Origin of the sequence: Rhizobium sp. J15, from assembly GCF_002531825.1 — a bacterium.
In the GTDB taxonomy this organism is placed as follows: domain Bacteria; phylum Pseudomonadota; class Alphaproteobacteria; order Rhizobiales; family Rhizobiaceae; genus Rhizobium.
Genome location: NZ_NWSX01000012.1, coordinates 1 through 15,237, shown reverse-complemented (window position 1 = coordinate 15,237; position 15,237 = coordinate 1). Strand labels below are relative to the sequence as shown.

The window sequence follows — 15,237 nt, the reverse complement described above, 5'->3', positions numbered from 1 at the left end:
TCGCACGATCGCTCAAACCGCAATCGGCATCCATGTATGCGCTGGAACGACAAACGCAATGGCCGCGTTCCTGAAAACCGCGAGATGATTTTCTTGTTGCGAATGACTTGCATTATCATTCTTAATGATCATAGTGGCGACCATGGCCAAACAGGTGGAAATCGCATGGATATCCTGAATCCCAATACAAAGAGCGGCTGGCGGCATGAACGCGGAGAGGGATCGCTGTCCGATGTCTACCGCACGGTGGGAACCGGACGTCACAGTTCGATGTGGCGCCGGGCGGCGGCCTTTGCGGGGCCGGGCTATATGGTCGCCGTCGGCTACATGGATCCCGGCAACTGGGCGACCTCGCTCGCCGGCGGCTCGAAATTCGGCTATGCGCTGCTCACCGTCGCATTGCTTTCCAACCTGATGGCGATCGTGCTGCAATCGCTCTGCGCGCGCCTTGCGATCGCCTCCGGCCGCGATCTCGCCCAGGCCTGCCGCGACGCCTTTCCGAAATGGGTTTCGGTGCCGCTCTGGGCCTTTGCGGAAATCGCCATCATCGCCACGGACATCGCCGAGGTGATCGGCACGGCGATCGGCCTCAACCTGCTCTTCGGCGTCCCGCTGGAACTCGGCGTCCTGATCACCGCGCTCGACGTCTTCCTGATCCTCTTCCTGCAGAAGCTCGGCTTTCGCTGGGTCGAGGCCTTCGTCATCGCACTGCTCGGCATCATCGCGACGTGCTTCAGCATCCAGATCTTCCTTGCCGATCCGGAATGGGGCGCCGTCATCACCGGCTTCTTCCCGACGACCGAGATCGTCACCAATCCCGAGATGCTCTATCTCGCGCTCGGCATTCTCGGCGCCACCGTCATGCCGCACAATCTCTATCTCCACTCCGGCATCGTGCAGACGCGAGCCTACGGCCATACGGTTCCGGAGAAGAAGGAGGCGCTGACCTATGCGACGATCGACTCGACGGTCGCCCTCTGTTTCGCACTGCTGATCAACGCCGCAATCCTGATTCTCGCGGCCGCCGCCTTCAATGCGCATGGCAAGACCGACGTGGTGGAGCTGGGTGACGCCTATTCGCTGCTGTCGCCGCTGCTCGGACTCGCCATCGCGCCGACGCTCTTCGGTATCGCGCTTCTGTGCTGCGGCCTCAACTCGACGGTGACGGCGACGCTTGCCGGCCAGATCGTCATGGAAGGCTTCCTCAAGATCAGGCTGAAGCCTTGGGTGCGCCGCCTGATCACGCGGGCCATCGCCATCGTGCCGGCAGCGATCGTCACCATCTGGTACGGCGACCAGGGCACGGCGGAGCTCCTTATCCTGACGCAGGTCGTGCTCAGCCTGCAGCTTTCCTTCGCCGTCTTCCCGCTGGTCATGTTCACGGCCAGCAAGGCCAAGATGGGCGAACTCGTGTCGCCGCTCTGGCTGAGCGGCATCGCCTATCTGATCGCCATCGTCATCGCGGGGCTCAACATCAAGCTGCTCCTCGACTTCGTGACCGGCTAAAGCCTGGCGTATGCCGCCCGGCCATTGTTGAAATCGTCGACGAGAGGGGAGAATTTGTGGCTCCCCTCTTCATGCATGATGAGCGGCGCGCGCAGCGACAGCCGCGCTCGCGATCCCTTGATAGCCGTTACCAGGATGCGGACGGCGCTTTCGCGCTCGCGCGGATGGATGGCGGTGATTTCAATGCCGCCGAAGCGCCGGCCGCAGGCGTCGATGATCTCGGCGATCGATTGCGGTCTGGCAATCAGCGACAATTGCCCGCCCGGGATCATGATGGCGCCGGCCGTGCGGATCCAGCTCTCGAACAGTCCATCCGTCATCGCATGGGCTTCGGCCTTCAGCGCATCGGGCGTGCGCCGGTCGCCGGCATCGTTGAAGGGCGGGTTCATGATGACGTGGTGGAAGCTCTCGTCGGCAAGCCCGGCATCGTTGCGCGCCTTGGCGGTCAGCGTCACATCGGCCTCGACGACGCTGACGCGGCCCGCGATATGCGCATTTTCAGGCAGGAGAATGCTGCGGCGGGCGTAATCGGCCATCTCGGCAGAGCGCTCGAAGAGCACCACCTGCGCATTGGGAAGGCGAGAAGCGACGGCAAGGCCGGCTGCACCCGCACCGGCGCCGAGATCGGCGACCCGGACGGGACGCTCATCGGCGACGAGGGCCGCAAGCAGCATCGCATCCATGCCGGAGCGATGGCCCCTGCCCTTCGGCTGCACCAGATGAAAGGCGCCGCGATGGAAGGCATCGACGGTATCGGCGGGTTTGCCGGTCATCGCCTGCTCACTTCCGCTCGCGCAGCTCGCCGCCGAGGCCGGCGTCGATCAGGATGCGGCGCGCCTGATCGGCCATCTCCTCGTCCACCAACAGGCGGCGCGGCAGCATGCCGAGCGAGCCTTCCAGCACGCTCATGCCCTGATCGGCGATGAAGCAGTGAATTCCCGCATCCTTCATCAAACTCTCGGCAAAGGAGAGAAGAACAGCGTCGTTGGCGCGGATAAGTTCATGCATTTGCCGTCGTTTTCCTTCCAATTTCGCCTAGCGCGACAATTCACCCCTTGCCGCGCCCATCGCCCCTTTCTATTGTCAGCTACAATGAATGAACAGGAGTCCGGGTCGTTGGGCGTGGTCATACCGCTTGAAGAAAGCAAAAACAAACTGGCATCCATAAAGCCATTGGTCGATCTCACCAAGGCCGACATGGAGCGGGTGAACCAGCTCATTCTATCCAAGGCCGGCTCCGACGTGCAGATGATCCCCGAAGTGGCGAACCATCTGATTTCCTCCGGCGGCAAGCGCCTGCGGCCGATGCTGACACTGGCGGCCGCCTCGCTGTTCGACTATCGCGGTGAGAACCACGTCAAGCTCGCCACGTCGGTCGAATTCATGCACACGGCGACGCTGCTGCATGATGACGTCGTCGATGAAAGCGACCTGCGCCGCGGCCGATCGACGGCGCGGATGATCTGGGGCAACCAGGCCAGCGTGCTGGTCGGCGACTTCCTGCTGGGCCAGGCTTTCCGCATGATGGTCGATGTCGGCTCGCTCGATGCGCTCGACGTTCTCTCATCCGCCGCCTGCGTGATCGCCGAAGGCGAGGTGCTGCAGCTGTCCGTCGCCAAGAACATGGAGACGACCGAGGACGATTACCTCGCCGTCATCCGGGCCAAGACCGCGGCCCTCTTTGCCGCCGCCGCCGAAGTCGGACCGATCGTCGCCGATGCCGGCAAATCCGGCCGCAACGCGCTGAAATCCTATGGCATGAATCTTGGGCTGGCCTTCCAGCTCGTCGACGACGCGCTGGACTATGGCGGCAAGGCGGCCGATCTCGGCAAGAATGTCGGCGACGATTTCCGCGAGGGCAAGATCACGCTTCCGGTCATCCTCGCCTATCGCCGCGGCACCGAGGATGAGCGCGCCTTCTGGCGCGATGCGATCGAAGCCGGCAACAGCAGCGATGCCAATCTCGAAAAGGCGCTGGGGCTCATCACCAAATACGGGACGCTCAGCGATACGATCGGCCGCGCCGTGCATTACGGCACGATCGCGCGGGACGCGCTTGCACCGCTTCCCGACACAGTATGGAAATCCGCCCTGATGGAAGTGATCGATTTCTGCATCGAACGCGTCAACTGATCAAACGTCCTCGATCGCAGTCTGATTTTCTTGCGGCGCCGCTTCAAAAAAGCCATCCTGTTATGAATCAGTGATCGCAACTGGTTTTGCGACCGGCGCCATGGCCGGGACGCTCTCGAAGAAAGGTTTGCTAATGCGGCAGAGATTTGCCATCCGTCTTCTTGCGGGCGCAGCGCTGGCGGCGGTTCTTTCGCTCGGCAGTGTCGGCGGCGTAAGTGCCGAGGATGCGGCCAAGGCGGATGATGCCGGCAAGGCCGAGAGCTTCGATGCCGACAGCGTCACAACCTTTTCCGGCGCCTTCCTCGCCGCGCGCACGGCCGATGTCGATCACGATTACGAAACGGCGATCGAGCTTTACAAGAAGGCGCTGCAGATCGAACCCGGCAATCCCGAGATTCGCCAGCGGCTGATGATCTCGCTGCTGCTCAACGGCGACATCAAGGACGGCGTCAACTATGCCAACGACCTGAAGGGCGATCCCTCCGTCGAGCGCATCACCACGATCGTGCGCGGCATGGATGCCGTGCGCCGCGGCGACTACAAGACCGCCGAATCCATTCTGAAATACAAGGGTCCGAACGATCTCGACCGGATGATGAACGACCTTCTGCTCGCCTGGGCCCGCGTCGGCGCCGGCCGCGGCAAGGAAGCGCTTACCGCGGTCGAGAAGATGAAGGGGCCGGACTGGTTCCGCATTTTCCAGAACTATAATGCCGGCGCGATCGCCATCGTCACCGGCGATGTGAAATCCGCCCGCCAGCATCTGAACGACGCCGTGCTCGACAAGGAAGGCGGTGCTACGGCGCCCGACACCTTCATGCGTGCGGTGATGGCGCTTGCCCGCCTGGAAGCCACGCAGGGCAACAAGCAGAAGGCGCTCGACGCCGTTTCCGTCGGCGACAACCTGCTGCCGAACTATGCACCGCTGAACGCGCTGCGCGATAGCATCGAGAAGGGCGAGAAGCAGGAACAGCAGGTCAAGACGGCCGAAGAAGGGGCTGCCGGCGTGCTCTTTTCCGTTGGCGGCGCGCTGAACCGCGACGGCGCCGAGGACATCGTCTCGCTTTACCTGCAGACGGCCAATGCGCTCGATCCGAACAGCGCCGATACGCTGGTGCTGCTCGGCGGCATCGCCGAAAAACAGAACCAGATGGACCGCGCCATCTCGCTCTACAAGAAAGTGCCGGAGAATTCGCCGATGCGGCGCATCTCCGAGCTGCAGCTCGGCCTTGCCCTCGCCCAGGGCGGCAAGGTGGAGGAGGCGCGCAAGCACCTTCAGGCGCTGATTGCCTCCGATCCGAAGGACATCCGCAGCTACCTCGCCTATGGCAGCGTTCTCTCCGACGCCAAGGATTACGAGGCGATGGCCGTCAACTACGACAAGGCCGTCGAAGCAATCGGCCCCTTCCCCGGGCGCGCCAATTGGAGCGTCTTCTTCCAGCGCGGCATTGCCTATGAGCGGCTGAAGAAGTGGGAGCAGGCGGAGCCGAACTTCCGCAAGGCGCTGGAGCTCAATCCCGACCAGCCGCAGGTGCTGAACTATCTCGGCTATTCCTGGATCGACATGAACAGGAACCTCGACGAGGGCCTGAGCATGATCAAGAAGGCCGTCGATCTTCGCCCTGACGACGGCTACATCATCGATTCGCTCGGCTGGGCCTATTTCCGCCTCAACCGATTCGACGATGCCGTCGACGAATTGGAGCGGGCGGCCCAGATCAAAGCCGGCGACGCGACGATCAACGACCATCTCGGCGACGCCTATTGGCGCGTCGGACGCAAGCTCGAGGCCGTCTATCAGTGGAACCGGGCGCTCAGCTCCGAGCCCGAGGCAGCCGAAATCCCGAAGATTAAGGACAAGATCGCCAACGGCCTGCCTGCCGTCAGCGACGATGCCAAGGCGGCCGACAAGAAGCAGCCGGACCCGGCGCCCGTCACCCCGCCGCCCGTCGACAAGAAATCCTGACGGGCGAGAAGCATGCCTGACGAGGGCTTGGCCAGCGCGTTCAGCGTCACCGAAGAGGCTCGCGCGAAGATCAACCTGGCCCTGCATGTGACGGGCCAGCGGCCGGACGGCTATCATCTGCTCGATATGCTGGTGACCTTCGCCTGTTATGGCGACCGCCTGGGGTTTACGCCGTCGCAGGCCGATGCCTTCACCCTGTCCGGCCGTTTCGGCGGGATGCTCGCCGACGACGGTGGCACGAACCTGGTGCTGAAGGCGCGCGATCTTCTGCGCGAGCAATTCGGCTCCCTCGCCTTCCCGGTCCATATCCACCTCGAAAAAAACCTACCGATCGCCTCCGGCATCGGTGGCGGTTCGGCCGATGCGGCCGCGACGCTGCGCGGGCTGATGCGGCTCTGGGGCGCGACCTTGCCCGAGGAGAGGCTTGCCGCGCTCGCGCTGAAGCTCGGCGCCGACGTGCCGATGTGCCTTGAAAGCCGGCCGCTGATTGCCCGCGGCATCGGTGAAAAGATCGAGTCGGTGCTTGATCTGCCGGCCTTTGCCATGGTGCTCGCCAATCCGCTGAAAGGGGTGTCGACGCCCGATGTTTTCCGCCGGCTGACGACGAAGAACAATCCGGCTCTGGAACTATCTCAGAGTGCAGGCTGGCTCGCGGCAATTGCCGCTGCCCGCAACGACCTTGAGCCGCCGGCCCGCGAGCTTGTGCCTGAAATCGCAACAATATCGGCCATGCTGCAGGCCCGTGGCGCAGTCATGACCCGCATGTCGGGCTCCGGCGCCACCTGCTTCGGGATCTTTGCGACCATGGCCGAGGCGAACGACGTAGCGGCAGCCCTTCACGGCAAGCGGCCCGACTGGTATTTCCAGGCGACGGAAACAATCCCGGGAGGCGCATGATGGCAGGTCTGGACGAGAAGCGGCCCTTCATCGCCGTCGGCATCGCGATTCTCACCGTCTCCGATACGCGCACGCCGGAGACCGACAAATCGGGCGATACGCTGGCGGCGCGAATCGCCGAGGCAGGTCATAAGCTCATCGACCGGGCGATCGTGCCAGACGATCGGGAGAAGATCGCCGCAACGGTCAAGGCGTGGACGGAGCGGGACGAAATCGACGTCGTCATCACCACGGGGGGCACCGGCTTTACCGGCCGCGACGTGACGCCCGAGGCGCTGGAGCCGCTGTTCGAAAAGCGGATGGATGGCTTTTCGGCCATCTTTCACCGCATCTCCTATGAAAAGATCGGCACGGCGACCATCCAATCGCGCGCCACCGGAGGCGTTGCCAATTCCACCTTCATCTTCGTGCTACCGGGCTCGCCGGGCGCCTGCCGGGATGCCTGGGACGGCATCCTGAAAGCCCAGCTCGACTATCGCCACACCCCGTGCAATTTCGTCGAGATCATGCCACGGCTGGACGAGCACCTGAAACGCGGCGCGGCGAAATAGGCCGGCCAGCACCGGCGCCGGATCAACGGCACCATTGCCTATGTGCCAATGCCCGGCAGAGCGGGCATGGTATCCCAGCTGTCACCCGACAGCAGGAAGCAGCTTATGCCGTGAACATCCGTTACGATGAGCGTCCAGGTGCCGCTTTCGGCGGCATAGACCTCAAGAATGGCGTTCTGATTGATCAATCCGACTGCCGTGAGCTTTTCGCCGAAATTTCTGTCCAGGAAATTGACGATCTCGGATCGGCCTGCGCAACTGCGCACCATCTGCGATGCAGCCGGATGCGGATGCGCGATCAGCGATATCGGCAATATGACGGCCAGCAGGCCGTAAATCATACCGCGTACCATGACGCACCTCCTTTCGCCGGAGCCCGGCAGAAGAGGAGATTTCCGCTGACCTGTTCTGCCGTCCACCGGCATTCCATGGCCATCCGTTACGAAGCGAGGCGCTTCGACGGCGCCATGCGGAAATTATAGCGCGAAATCGTATCGGACGCCATCTTTTGCGAAGCGACGGGAGGGGTGCGGCATCACCGCGCGGCGCGGGCGACCCAGGAGGGAATCAGTTCGCTGGAGAGTTTGCGCGGCTTCTGCCCTTTGACGAATTCGGCAAGGCGCATACCGCTTCTGGCCGCAGCGAGCGCCTGGTGCTTCGGCATCAGCAAACCGAGCTCCAGCGGCGGCGCGGCGCGGCGGACGCGCTGGAAGAAAGGGCGCCGATAGCCGCGCGAGGCGGTAAAGTGCGCCGGCAGCTTGTTCAGCGCAACATATTCGGAAATCTCGTCGATCCAGCCGGCCTGGGGCCTTGCGCCCGGCTCGACGAAGAGCAGCCACTCGCCGCGCGCTGAGCGGACGATGTCCTTGATATCCCATTTGGAATAGAAGCGGCAGCCGGCCGCGTCCGCCACCCGCGAGGTGCCGTCGGATGAGCCGTGATCGAGCACGACCACATCGCTCACGAGCCCCTCCACCGCGCCCGCCACCAGCACCGACAGGGTCTGGGCCAGCTCGGATTCCTGATCCTGACATTCGAGAACAACCGTCAACATCGGCTATCTATAATGCGCCATCCAAATTTCCGCCAGCAGCATTTCCCATATTTTGTTCTTGCATTGTTCTCGTTTTGCGGATAGGAATTTAATCATCAAAACGGACGGAAGCACTGGCTCTTCCGCCGCGGGAGAATCCGATGAGAGAGCAGTCCCTGGCAGGGCAGGCCGCATTCGCGCCTGCCAATACGGCAGATATTGCCGATGCGATGATCGTTTCCTCCGGCCTCAGGATCGAGGTCGATCGCCGGCGCGGCCGTGGCGCCGGGCTGAACCCGACAGGGCGGTTCGAGGCGCTGCAGCGGGAGACCTTCGACGACGGCTGGCAGACGCTGGAAGACCTGCCGCCTTTCAAGACCGAAGTGCAGGTCGAAAAGCCGCGCACGGCCATCACCCGCAACGAATCGCCTGATATTTCCTTCGATCGCTCGATCAACCCCTATCGTGGCTGCGAGCACGGCTGCATCTACTGCTTCGCGCGGCCGACGCACGCCTATATGGGGCTTTCCGCCGGGCTCGACTTCGAGACGAAGCTCTTCGCCAAGCCCGATGCGGCGAAGCTGCTGGAGCGGGAGCTCGCCAAGCCGGGCTACAAGGTGCGGGTCATCGCGATCGGGACCAATACCGATCCCTACCAGCCGATCGAGAAGGAATGGCGCATCATGCGCGGCATTCTCGAAGTGCTGAACAAGGCGAACCATCCGGTATCGATCGTCACCAAGTCGGCGATGATCCTGCGTGACCTCGACATCCTGCAGGAGATGGCGAAGAAAAACCTGGTGCGGGTCGGCATCTCGGTGACCACGCTCGACCGCAAGCTTGCCCGGGCGATGGAACCGCGCGCCGCCACACCGCCGCGGCGCCTGGAGACGATCCACGCGCTCGCCGAAGCGGGCATCCAGACGGCTGTCATGGCCGCCCCGCTCATTCCGGCGCTGAACGACCATGAATTGGAACGTATCCTCGAATCGGCCAAGGCCGCCGGCGCCGCGGAGGCGAGCTACGTCATCCTGAGGCTTCCTCTCGAAGTCAGCCCGCTCTTCCGCGACTGGCTGCTGCAGCATTATCCCGATCGCTACCGGCATGTGATGTCGCTGGTGCGCTCGATGCGCGGCGGCAAGGATTACGATGCCGAATTCGGCAAGCGCATGAAGGGTGCGGGTCCCTATGCCTGGCAGATCGCGCGCCGCTTCGAAATGGCGGCGAGACGCTTCGAGCTGACGCGGCGCAGCGTGCCGTTGCGCGACGATCTGTTCGTGCCGCCCGACGGCAGCGGCGTGCAGCTGTCGCTGCTCTGATTGCTGGAGCGGTTCGGCTTTCAGGGAAGCGCAGACCGCTCAAACCCTTTGTTTCAATCAACTTCGGGGATCTTCTTACTTTTCCCGGAATTGCTTCAAGCTTGCGCATCGGCCCATCGAGAAACCGCCCTGTTTTCGAGCCCGAGCGCAATTCCCGCGGATGGCCCTGACCGCCACCATCCGCCGGACCGTCCCCGGCCGCCGCCCTGATCCGGGGACTTGCGGGAAATCGGGTTGGCGTGCGAGGTTCAGCCGCATGAAACGTCGCACGCCACCCGATTCTCCCCTGCTTTTCGACACGGTTCCGCTCGTGCCGGATTTCCGTCTGGAACTGAAAGCCCGCAAGGCTGGCCATTGGCCGGTTGCCGGCGCCGACGAGGCAGGCCGCGGGCCGCTGGCCGGGCCTGTCGTGGCTGCGGCCGTCATCCTCGATCCGAAACGCATCCCTGAAGGTCTGAACGATTCCAAGCAGCTTTCCGCGCAACGGCGCGAGGAACTGTTCGCACAGATCCTGGCGACCGCTACCGTCTCCATCGCCTCCTCCAGCTCCACGCGCATCGATGAGACTGATATTCGCAAGGCGAGCCTCGACGCCATGCGCCGCGCCATCTGCAGTCTTGCCGTTCCGGCAAGCTACGTGCTGACGGATGGGCTGGACGTGCCGCCCGGGCTCGATTGCCCCGGACAGGCCGTGGTCAAAGGCGATGCCCGATCGGTCTCGATTGCCGCCGCCTCGATCGTTGCCAAGGTGACGCGCGACCGGATGATGGCGCGCGCGCATAACGTCTTTCCGGACTACGGCTTTGCCGCGCATGCAGGCTACGGCACGGCGCAGCACCGTGCCGGCATCGAGAAACACGGTCCCTGCTCGCTGCACCGGATGACCTTCAGGCCGTTGCGGAAGGGTGAGGATGGTCCTGAGACGGATGGGCTGATTCCGGGATAGGTCGCCCACAGAGAATAAGAAGCCAGGACTGCCGGAGGCAGCGCAAGGAACGGTGACGGCACGGCATGATCTCTTCTCCCCTCGGGGAGAAGGTGCCGGCAGGCGGATGAGGGGGCCGCACGGCACATACACTCACTGAAAACCTCCGCGACGCTAAACAATAGCGCCCAGCGCCCTGAGCATGGTCGAGACGACAACGGCACGTAAGAACGTTGTTGGAAAAGACCGGCTTCGCCGCCCCCTCATCCGCCCTACGGGCACCTTCTCCCCGCTGGGGAGAAGAGGGGATCGAGTGGGAGCGGACTGTCTCTTCGCCCGCAAGCGGGCGTCCGAAGGACCGGCGAGACCGAGCATTCAACGAAAAAGGCCGGGACATGCCCGGCCTTTCACTCATTCTATTCGATACCGCTCAGTTGAGCCGCGTCTTGACCTGCCCGACAGCGTTGCCGAAGAGCTCGGACTGGACCTTGCCGTCCGCCTGCTTGGCAAGCACGGTTTCGGCGGCGGCGATTGCCAGATCGACGGCGGCGGAACGGACCGCCTTCATCGCATCGGCTTCGGCCTGCTTGATCTTCTGCTCGGAGAGCGCGGTGCGGTTGGCGACGAATTCTTCCGTCTTCTTCTTCGCCTCAGTGGTCAGCATTTCTGCTTCGCGCTCGGCGGCGGCAACGATGTGGGCCGCTTCGGCTTCCGCTTCCTTGCGCTTGCGCTGGTATTCGGCGAGCAGATGCTGGGCTTCCTCGCGCAGGCGCTTGGCTTCCGCCAGCTCATTGCGGATCTGATCGGCGCGGTCGTCGAGCGACCTTGCCATCATGCCCGGAACCTTCAGGTAGACGACCAGCGCCAGGAACAGGACGAGGCCGACGAAAGCGAAGAAAGTCGCGTCAAGGTGAAATTCCATTGATCAAGCCTCCTTCTTGGCGGCCGCGACGGCGGCGGCGACATCTGCCTTGGCGGCCGTGCCGCCGATCAGCTGTTCGACGACGGCAGCGGCCGTTTCCTCGGCAATGGTGCCGACATCGGCAAAAGCCTTCGCCTTGATATCGGAGATCCGGGCTTCGGCAGCCTTGATCTTTTCCGACAGGCTCGCTTCGACGGCGCGGCGATCCGCTTCGGCCTTGACCTTGGCGGCGTCGCGCGCGGCGGAACCGATCGCATTCGACTTGGCGCGGGCAGCGGCCAGCTCGCCTTCATAGGTCACGACAGCAGCGTCGGCTTCCGCTTTCAGGCGGCCTGCCTCTTCCAGATCCTGGGAGATGCGCGTGTGGCGCTGATCGAGAATGGCCCCGATGCGCGGCGCGATGACCTTTTGCATAAGGAGGTAGAAGACGCCGAACGTGATCACCAGCCAGAGCAGCTGGGATGCGTAGGTCGTCGAATCGAAGGGCGGGAACGGGCCGCGGGCGTGTTCGCCTTCGGCAACGCCGGTCTCGGTATGGACCTCGCCTGCGGCCGGAGCGGCATGCGCATCCGTGCCGGTCGCTGCCGCCGGTGCTTCTTCAGCGTAAGCCGGGGTCACAAAAAACATGCTCACCTCCAGGTGGACTGCAAATGCAAAGGATCACGGCTTGCGGTCAGCAGGCCGTGATCCATCTATCCGCCGATATCAGACGGCGAAGAGGAGGAGGAGAGCGACGAGCAGCGAGAAGATGCCCAGAGCTTCCGTAACGGCGAAGCCGAATACCAGACGGCCGAACTGGCTGTCAGCGGCAGACGGATTGCGCAGAGCGCCGGAGAGGTAGCTGCCGAAGATGTTGCCGAGGCCGAGAGCCGTACCGGCCATACCAAAGCAAGCCAGACCTGCACCGATGAACTTTGCTGCTTCCGCTTCCATGTTGAACTCCTTTGAAATGGTTGTTGCGGCGAATGACTGACGCCCTTTGACGTCGATGTCGTTATCCTTAGTGCCCGCCCGGATGGATCGCGTCGTTGAGGTACATGCAAGTCAGCACCGCAAAGACGTAAGCCTGGAGGAAGGCAACGAGGAACTCGAGACCGGTCAGGGCGACGGTCATGATGAGGGGAAGAATGGCTCCGCCGATACCAACGGCACCGAGGGCTCCGAGCGAGGCGACGAAGCCTGCGAACACCTTCAGCGTGATGTGACCGGCGAGCATGTTCGCGAAAAGACGAACAGAGAGCGAAATCGGACGGGACAGGAAGGAAATGATTTCGATCGCGACGACCAGCGGCAGCAGAATGCCCGGCACGCCCGAGGGCACGAAGACATTCAGGAAGTGGAAGCCGTGCTTGTAGAAACCGTAGACGAGAACCGTGCCGATGACGAGCAAGGCAAGGGCGAAGGTCACGATGATCTGGCTCGTCACCGTGAAGAAGTACGGGAACATGCCGAGTAGATTGGCCGTCAGAACGAACATGAAGAGCGAGAAGACCAGCGGGAAGAACTTCATTCCCTGCTTGCCCGCGCCTTCCTTCAGCATGCCGGCGATGAATTCATAGGACATTTCCGCGACCGACTGCGAGCGGCCCGGCACGATGGCGCGGTTCGAGGTCGAGAAATAGAGGAAGCCGGCGGCAGCAGCTGCCGAGGCGACCATGAAGAGCGACGCATTGGTGAACGAAAAATCAATTCCGCCGATTTCGATCGGCACAATCTTCTGGATCAGGAACTGATGAGTCGGATCGTTAGACACCGCAGGTTCTCTCTCTTTGGCCCGCAGGACGCGGGGTCATTGCACTGGACCGGGAACCGGTCCTTATTTCTTGCCGTCCTCGCGCTCCAGGGGATGAGACACCTTTCCCGCGGAACGCAGCACGTTCAGAACGCCGGCACAAAATCCGAGAAGCAGAAGTACAATCAAACCCCAAGGCGCCGTGCCGACAAAACGGTCGAAGAGATAGCCGAGCAAGGCGCCAACGACGATGGCGGAAATGAACTCGCTGGAAAGCTTCATCGCCTGGGCATAGCCTTTACGGCTTTCCTCAGCGTTGGCTTCCCTGGCCCTGTCCTCTCCTGCCTCGATGCGCTTGGTCGCGAGTTCCGCTCCCAGTTGCGCACGGCGCTTTTCAAGACTTTCTTCGCGGTCGTCCGCCATGGATCTCTCCTCGCCTGCCCGTCGCCCGCACTCCCGCTACCCCGGTCATTCGGACTTAGGACGCGAAGGTTGAGAACCTTCCGGCCCGTTCTGAAGTCGCGCGCAACATAGTTTTAGGGATTAGTATAGTCAAGGCGTAGACAGCTTCTGTCCAGCCAGAAAATAATTCTGCCGAATCAAAGCGTTAGGCCGATTTCTGAGCGATCGGGCAAATTCGATTGAAAGAATCCGCTTTTCCTGGCCGGAAAACGGCTTCGCCCGGGCGGTTTATCTCAGCTCCAGCCGCCGCCATAGGTGCGATAGAAGACATGGAGACCGATGCGGCCGACCTTTTCCATGGTCTTGGCCCATTTCGGGCGAACGTAGACGGCGTGATAGTGCGTCGCCGAGCCCACCTGCGGCAGCCAGATCTTGCCTGCCGTCACCGCCATTGCCACGTCGCGGGCGACTCGCCAGTGATATTCCGAATTCACCCGGTCCTTGATGCTGTCGCAGGCGAAGGAAAACTGGCAGCGGTTGCGCCAATCCTCGTTCTGATAGACGACGCCGCAGATCGTCTTGGGATAGGCGGGGTTGCGAACGCGATTGAGAATGACCTGCGCGACGGCCGCCTGGCCTTTCACCGATTCGCCGCGCGCCTCGAAATAGATGCCGGAAGCAAGGCACTGCTGCTCGCGGGCGGAAAAGACATCAGGCGACAGCACGCTCGCGGCCCAGGCGTGATCGCGCGGGCCGATCTCGGGCACGAAGCGGCCGCTCTGCTGATCGGCCAGAATGGAATCGAACGGCGACTGGCGGGAATAATCGGGTGCTGCCGGCGCATAGGCCGTGGCAAGCACGTCCGCCTTGCTGCTGGTGATCAGGCTTGCCAGCATCGCAGGCACGCCGCGATCCGGCATCACCGGCTGCTTCCTATAGAAGGAGGTGGCGATCTCGATTTCCTTGCCCAGGATCTTCGGCTTGACGAAGGCCGACCTGTCCTTGAGGTCGAGGCTCGGCGTGAAGAGCATTTTCGTGCGCTCGAGGATGGAGCCGGCGGAAAAGTCCTTCGGCGGCTGCATCTTCTCGACCGCGACGATGCGGCCCTTCTTCGTGCCGCGGTTGACGCGATCCTCGTCCGGGGTGTCCTCGTGGCCCTTGTCCTTGGCAGTAAAAGCAACCTTGCGGCCATCCGCCAGCACCATGCCGGCGCCTGAAGAGATCGAACCCGTCACCGCCGGATCAGCAAAAGCCAATTCAGCCTGATGGATGGAGCCGGCCGGCGAATTGGTCAGCACCATGCGCCAGTTCTCCCCTTCCCGGTCGAGACCGGCAAGCATGGCGGCGAGATCGGCATGGGATGCGACACTCGGAAAAATCAGCCAGCCGGCGAGCCCGAAGATGACAGGCGACACCCAGTTCTCGGGAAGAAGACGCAGCTTGCTACGGGAAGAGCTCTTTCGACGCAACACGAACTCCGGGCATGGGACGCGGGAACATTCCCCTATAAATCCCGCATTAACCTTGATGTCTGGTTAACGGAGCGTGCCGGAATGTGACCATGCGCGGTTTCGGATATTCTGATGCTGGTGGTGTTCTCCTTGCGTATGGGCGGCGGTGCAAGTCCCCGGTGACGGACCAAACAGCAACTTCGTCCAATCTCTTACTCTGGCTCGGGAAAAAGGGGACGAAGGCGCTACGGCAACTCCCTTCTCCCCAGCGGGGAGAAGATGCCGGCAGGCAGATGAGGGGGTGAGCGACGACAGGAGCGATGCGCTGAGCGCAAGCGAAGGGCAATGAAGGGCGTGCCGTGCGGCCCCTTGCATGTTCAATTTGCGCTGATTGTTGGAT

General features: G+C 62.6%; 17 protein-coding genes. 7 read left to right on the top strand and 10 right to left on the bottom strand.

Translation table 11 applies throughout. The features are described from left to right. Positions 1–165 precede the first annotated feature (165 nt). Positions 166–1,506: an Nramp family divalent metal transporter gene (locus tag CO670_RS12975; RefSeq protein WP_097590610.1), complete on the top strand. Its 1,341-nt coding sequence runs from the start codon at positions 166–168 to the stop codon at positions 1,504–1,506. Here CO670_RS12975 and CO670_RS12970 read toward each other — a convergent pair. Both CO670_RS12970 and CO670_RS12965 read right to left on the bottom strand, forming a co-directional pair. Then, positions 1,503–2,279 carry a methyltransferase gene (locus tag CO670_RS12970; protein WP_097590609.1) on the bottom strand — a complete coding sequence of 259 codons (777 nt, stop codon included), beginning with the start codon at positions 2,277–2,279 and terminating at the stop codon, positions 1,503–1,505. The two genes, CO670_RS12975 and CO670_RS12970, sit on opposite strands and share 4 nt — an antisense overlap. Before the next feature lie 7 nt (positions 2,280–2,286). Then, on the bottom strand, positions 2,287–2,514 hold the full coding sequence (locus tag CO670_RS12965) for a DUF2007 domain-containing protein (RefSeq protein ID WP_097590608.1): 228 nt from the start codon (positions 2,512–2,514) through the stop codon (positions 2,287–2,289). Between the two features lie 108 nt (positions 2,515–2,622). Between CO670_RS12965 and CO670_RS12960 the strand changes: the two genes are divergently transcribed. The 4 genes from CO670_RS12960 (at position 2,623) to moaB (ending at position 7,053) form a co-directional block, all read left to right on the top strand. Next, positions 2,623–3,639, top strand: coding sequence for a polyprenyl synthetase family protein (locus CO670_RS12960; RefSeq protein ID WP_088688704.1), 1,017 nt, complete (start codon positions 2,623–2,625; stop codon positions 3,637–3,639). 133 nt (positions 3,640–3,772) lie between these two features. Beyond that, positions 3,773–5,605 (top strand): tetratricopeptide repeat protein, encoded by a 1,833-nt coding sequence (locus CO670_RS12955; RefSeq protein ID WP_097590607.1) that lies wholly within the window; start codon positions 3,773–3,775, stop codon positions 5,603–5,605. 12 nt (positions 5,606–5,617) lie between these two features. Beyond that, complete coding sequence (locus tag CO670_RS12950) at positions 5,618–6,502, top strand: 4-(cytidine 5'-diphospho)-2-C-methyl-D-erythritol kinase (protein WP_097590606.1); 885 nt, start codon at positions 5,618–5,620, stop codon at positions 6,500–6,502. Continuing rightward, positions 6,502–7,053: a molybdenum cofactor biosynthesis protein B gene (moaB, locus tag CO670_RS12945; RefSeq protein ID WP_097590605.1), complete on the top strand. Its 552-nt coding sequence runs from the start codon at positions 6,502–6,504 to the stop codon at positions 7,051–7,053. The genes CO670_RS12950 and moaB overlap by 1 nt, the downstream gene beginning before the upstream one ends. 38 nt (positions 7,054–7,091) lie before the next feature. On the opposite strand, the gene CO670_RS12940 is transcribed toward moaB, so the two are convergent. Further along, positions 7,092–7,406 carry a hypothetical protein gene (locus tag CO670_RS12940; protein WP_097590604.1) on the bottom strand — a complete coding sequence of 105 codons (315 nt, stop codon included), beginning with the start codon at positions 7,404–7,406 and terminating at the stop codon, positions 7,092–7,094. Between the two features lie 182 nt (positions 7,407–7,588). Continuing rightward, complete coding sequence (locus tag CO670_RS12935) at positions 7,589–8,107, bottom strand: glycosyltransferase family A protein (protein ID WP_097590603.1); 519 nt, start codon at positions 8,105–8,107, stop codon at positions 7,589–7,591. A 140-nt stretch (positions 8,108–8,247) separates the two neighbouring features. On the opposite strand from CO670_RS12935, the gene CO670_RS12930 reads away from it, so the two are divergent. Continuing rightward, positions 8,248–9,405 (top strand): PA0069 family radical SAM protein, encoded by a 1,158-nt coding sequence (locus CO670_RS12930; protein ID WP_097590602.1) that lies wholly within the window; start codon positions 8,248–8,250, stop codon positions 9,403–9,405. Between the two features lie 256 nt (positions 9,406–9,661). Beyond that, positions 9,662–10,351, top strand: a complete 690-nt coding sequence (locus tag CO670_RS12925; RefSeq protein ID WP_097590601.1) for a ribonuclease HII — start codon at positions 9,662–9,664, stop codon at positions 10,349–10,351. 409 nt (positions 10,352–10,760) lie between these two features. On the opposite strand, the gene CO670_RS12920 is transcribed toward CO670_RS12925, so the two are convergent. The 6 genes from CO670_RS12920 to CO670_RS12895 all read right to left on the bottom strand — a co-directional run bounded on the left by CO670_RS12920 (position 10,761) and on the right by CO670_RS12895 (position 14,855). Beyond that, on the bottom strand, positions 10,761–11,252 hold the full coding sequence (locus CO670_RS12920; protein ID WP_097590600.1) for a F0F1 ATP synthase subunit B: 492 nt from the start codon (positions 11,250–11,252) through the stop codon (positions 10,761–10,763). Between the two features lie 3 nt (positions 11,253–11,255). Beyond that, a complete protein-coding gene (locus tag CO670_RS12915) occupies positions 11,256–11,879 on the bottom strand; it encodes a F0F1 ATP synthase subunit B (protein ID WP_097590599.1) in 624 nt (207 codons plus the stop codon). 78 nt (positions 11,880–11,957) lie between these two features. After that, positions 11,958–12,185, bottom strand: coding sequence for a F0F1 ATP synthase subunit C (locus CO670_RS12910; RefSeq protein ID WP_003588243.1), 228 nt, complete (start codon positions 12,183–12,185; stop codon positions 11,958–11,960). 67 nt (positions 12,186–12,252) lie between these two features. Continuing rightward, a complete protein-coding gene (locus CO670_RS12905; RefSeq protein WP_097590598.1) occupies positions 12,253–13,005 on the bottom strand; it encodes a F0F1 ATP synthase subunit A in 753 nt (250 codons plus the stop codon). A gap of 63 nt (positions 13,006–13,068) precedes the next feature. Further along, positions 13,069–13,407 carry an AtpZ/AtpI family protein gene (locus tag CO670_RS12900; RefSeq protein ID WP_097590597.1) on the bottom strand — a complete coding sequence of 113 codons (339 nt, stop codon included), beginning with the start codon at positions 13,405–13,407 and terminating at the stop codon, positions 13,069–13,071. A gap of 272 nt (positions 13,408–13,679) precedes the next feature. Further along, the gene (locus CO670_RS12895) at positions 13,680–14,855 is read right to left on the bottom strand and encodes a cell wall hydrolase (RefSeq protein WP_097590596.1); all 1,176 of its coding nucleotides are present in this window, start codon (positions 14,853–14,855) and stop codon (positions 13,680–13,682) included. Positions 14,856–15,237 lie beyond the last annotated feature (382 nt).

Bases quoted from the DNA above. Each gene is read 5' to 3' on its own strand.
- CO670_RS12975 (WP_097590610.1), top strand. From the start codon at position 166: ATGGATATCCTGAATCCCAATACAAAGAGCGGCTGGCGGCATGAACGC.
- CO670_RS12970 (WP_097590609.1), bottom strand. From the start codon at position 2,279: ATGACCGGCAAACCCGCCGATACCGTCGATGCCTTCCATCGCGGCGCC.
- CO670_RS12965 (WP_097590608.1), bottom strand. From the start codon at position 2,514: ATGCATGAACTTATCCGCGCCAACGACGCTGTTCTTCTCTCCTTTGCC.
- CO670_RS12955 (WP_097590607.1), top strand. From the start codon at position 3,773: ATGCGGCAGAGATTTGCCATCCGTCTTCTTGCGGGCGCAGCGCTGGCG.
- CO670_RS12950 (WP_097590606.1), top strand. From the start codon at position 5,618: ATGCCTGACGAGGGCTTGGCCAGCGCGTTCAGCGTCACCGAAGAGGCT.
- moaB (WP_097590605.1), top strand. From the start codon at position 6,502: ATGGCAGGTCTGGACGAGAAGCGGCCCTTCATCGCCGTCGGCATCGCG.
- CO670_RS12940 (WP_097590604.1), bottom strand. From the start codon at position 7,406: ATGGTACGCGGTATGATTTACGGCCTGCTGGCCGTCATATTGCCGATA.
- CO670_RS12935 (WP_097590603.1), bottom strand. From the start codon at position 8,107: ATGTTGACGGTTGTTCTCGAATGTCAGGATCAGGAATCCGAGCTGGCC.
- CO670_RS12930 (WP_097590602.1), top strand. From the start codon at position 8,248: ATGAGAGAGCAGTCCCTGGCAGGGCAGGCCGCATTCGCGCCTGCCAAT.
- CO670_RS12925 (WP_097590601.1), top strand. From the start codon at position 9,662: ATGAAACGTCGCACGCCACCCGATTCTCCCCTGCTTTTCGACACGGTT.
- CO670_RS12920 (WP_097590600.1), bottom strand. From the start codon at position 11,252: ATGGAATTTCACCTTGACGCGACTTTCTTCGCTTTCGTCGGCCTCGTC.
- CO670_RS12915 (WP_097590599.1), bottom strand. From the start codon at position 11,879: ATGTTTTTTGTGACCCCGGCTTACGCTGAAGAAGCACCGGCGGCAGCG.
- CO670_RS12910 (WP_003588243.1), bottom strand. From the start codon at position 12,185: ATGGAAGCGGAAGCAGCAAAGTTCATCGGTGCAGGTCTGGCTTGCTTT.
- CO670_RS12900 (WP_097590597.1), bottom strand. From the start codon at position 13,407: ATGGCGGACGACCGCGAAGAAAGTCTTGAAAAGCGCCGTGCGCAACTG.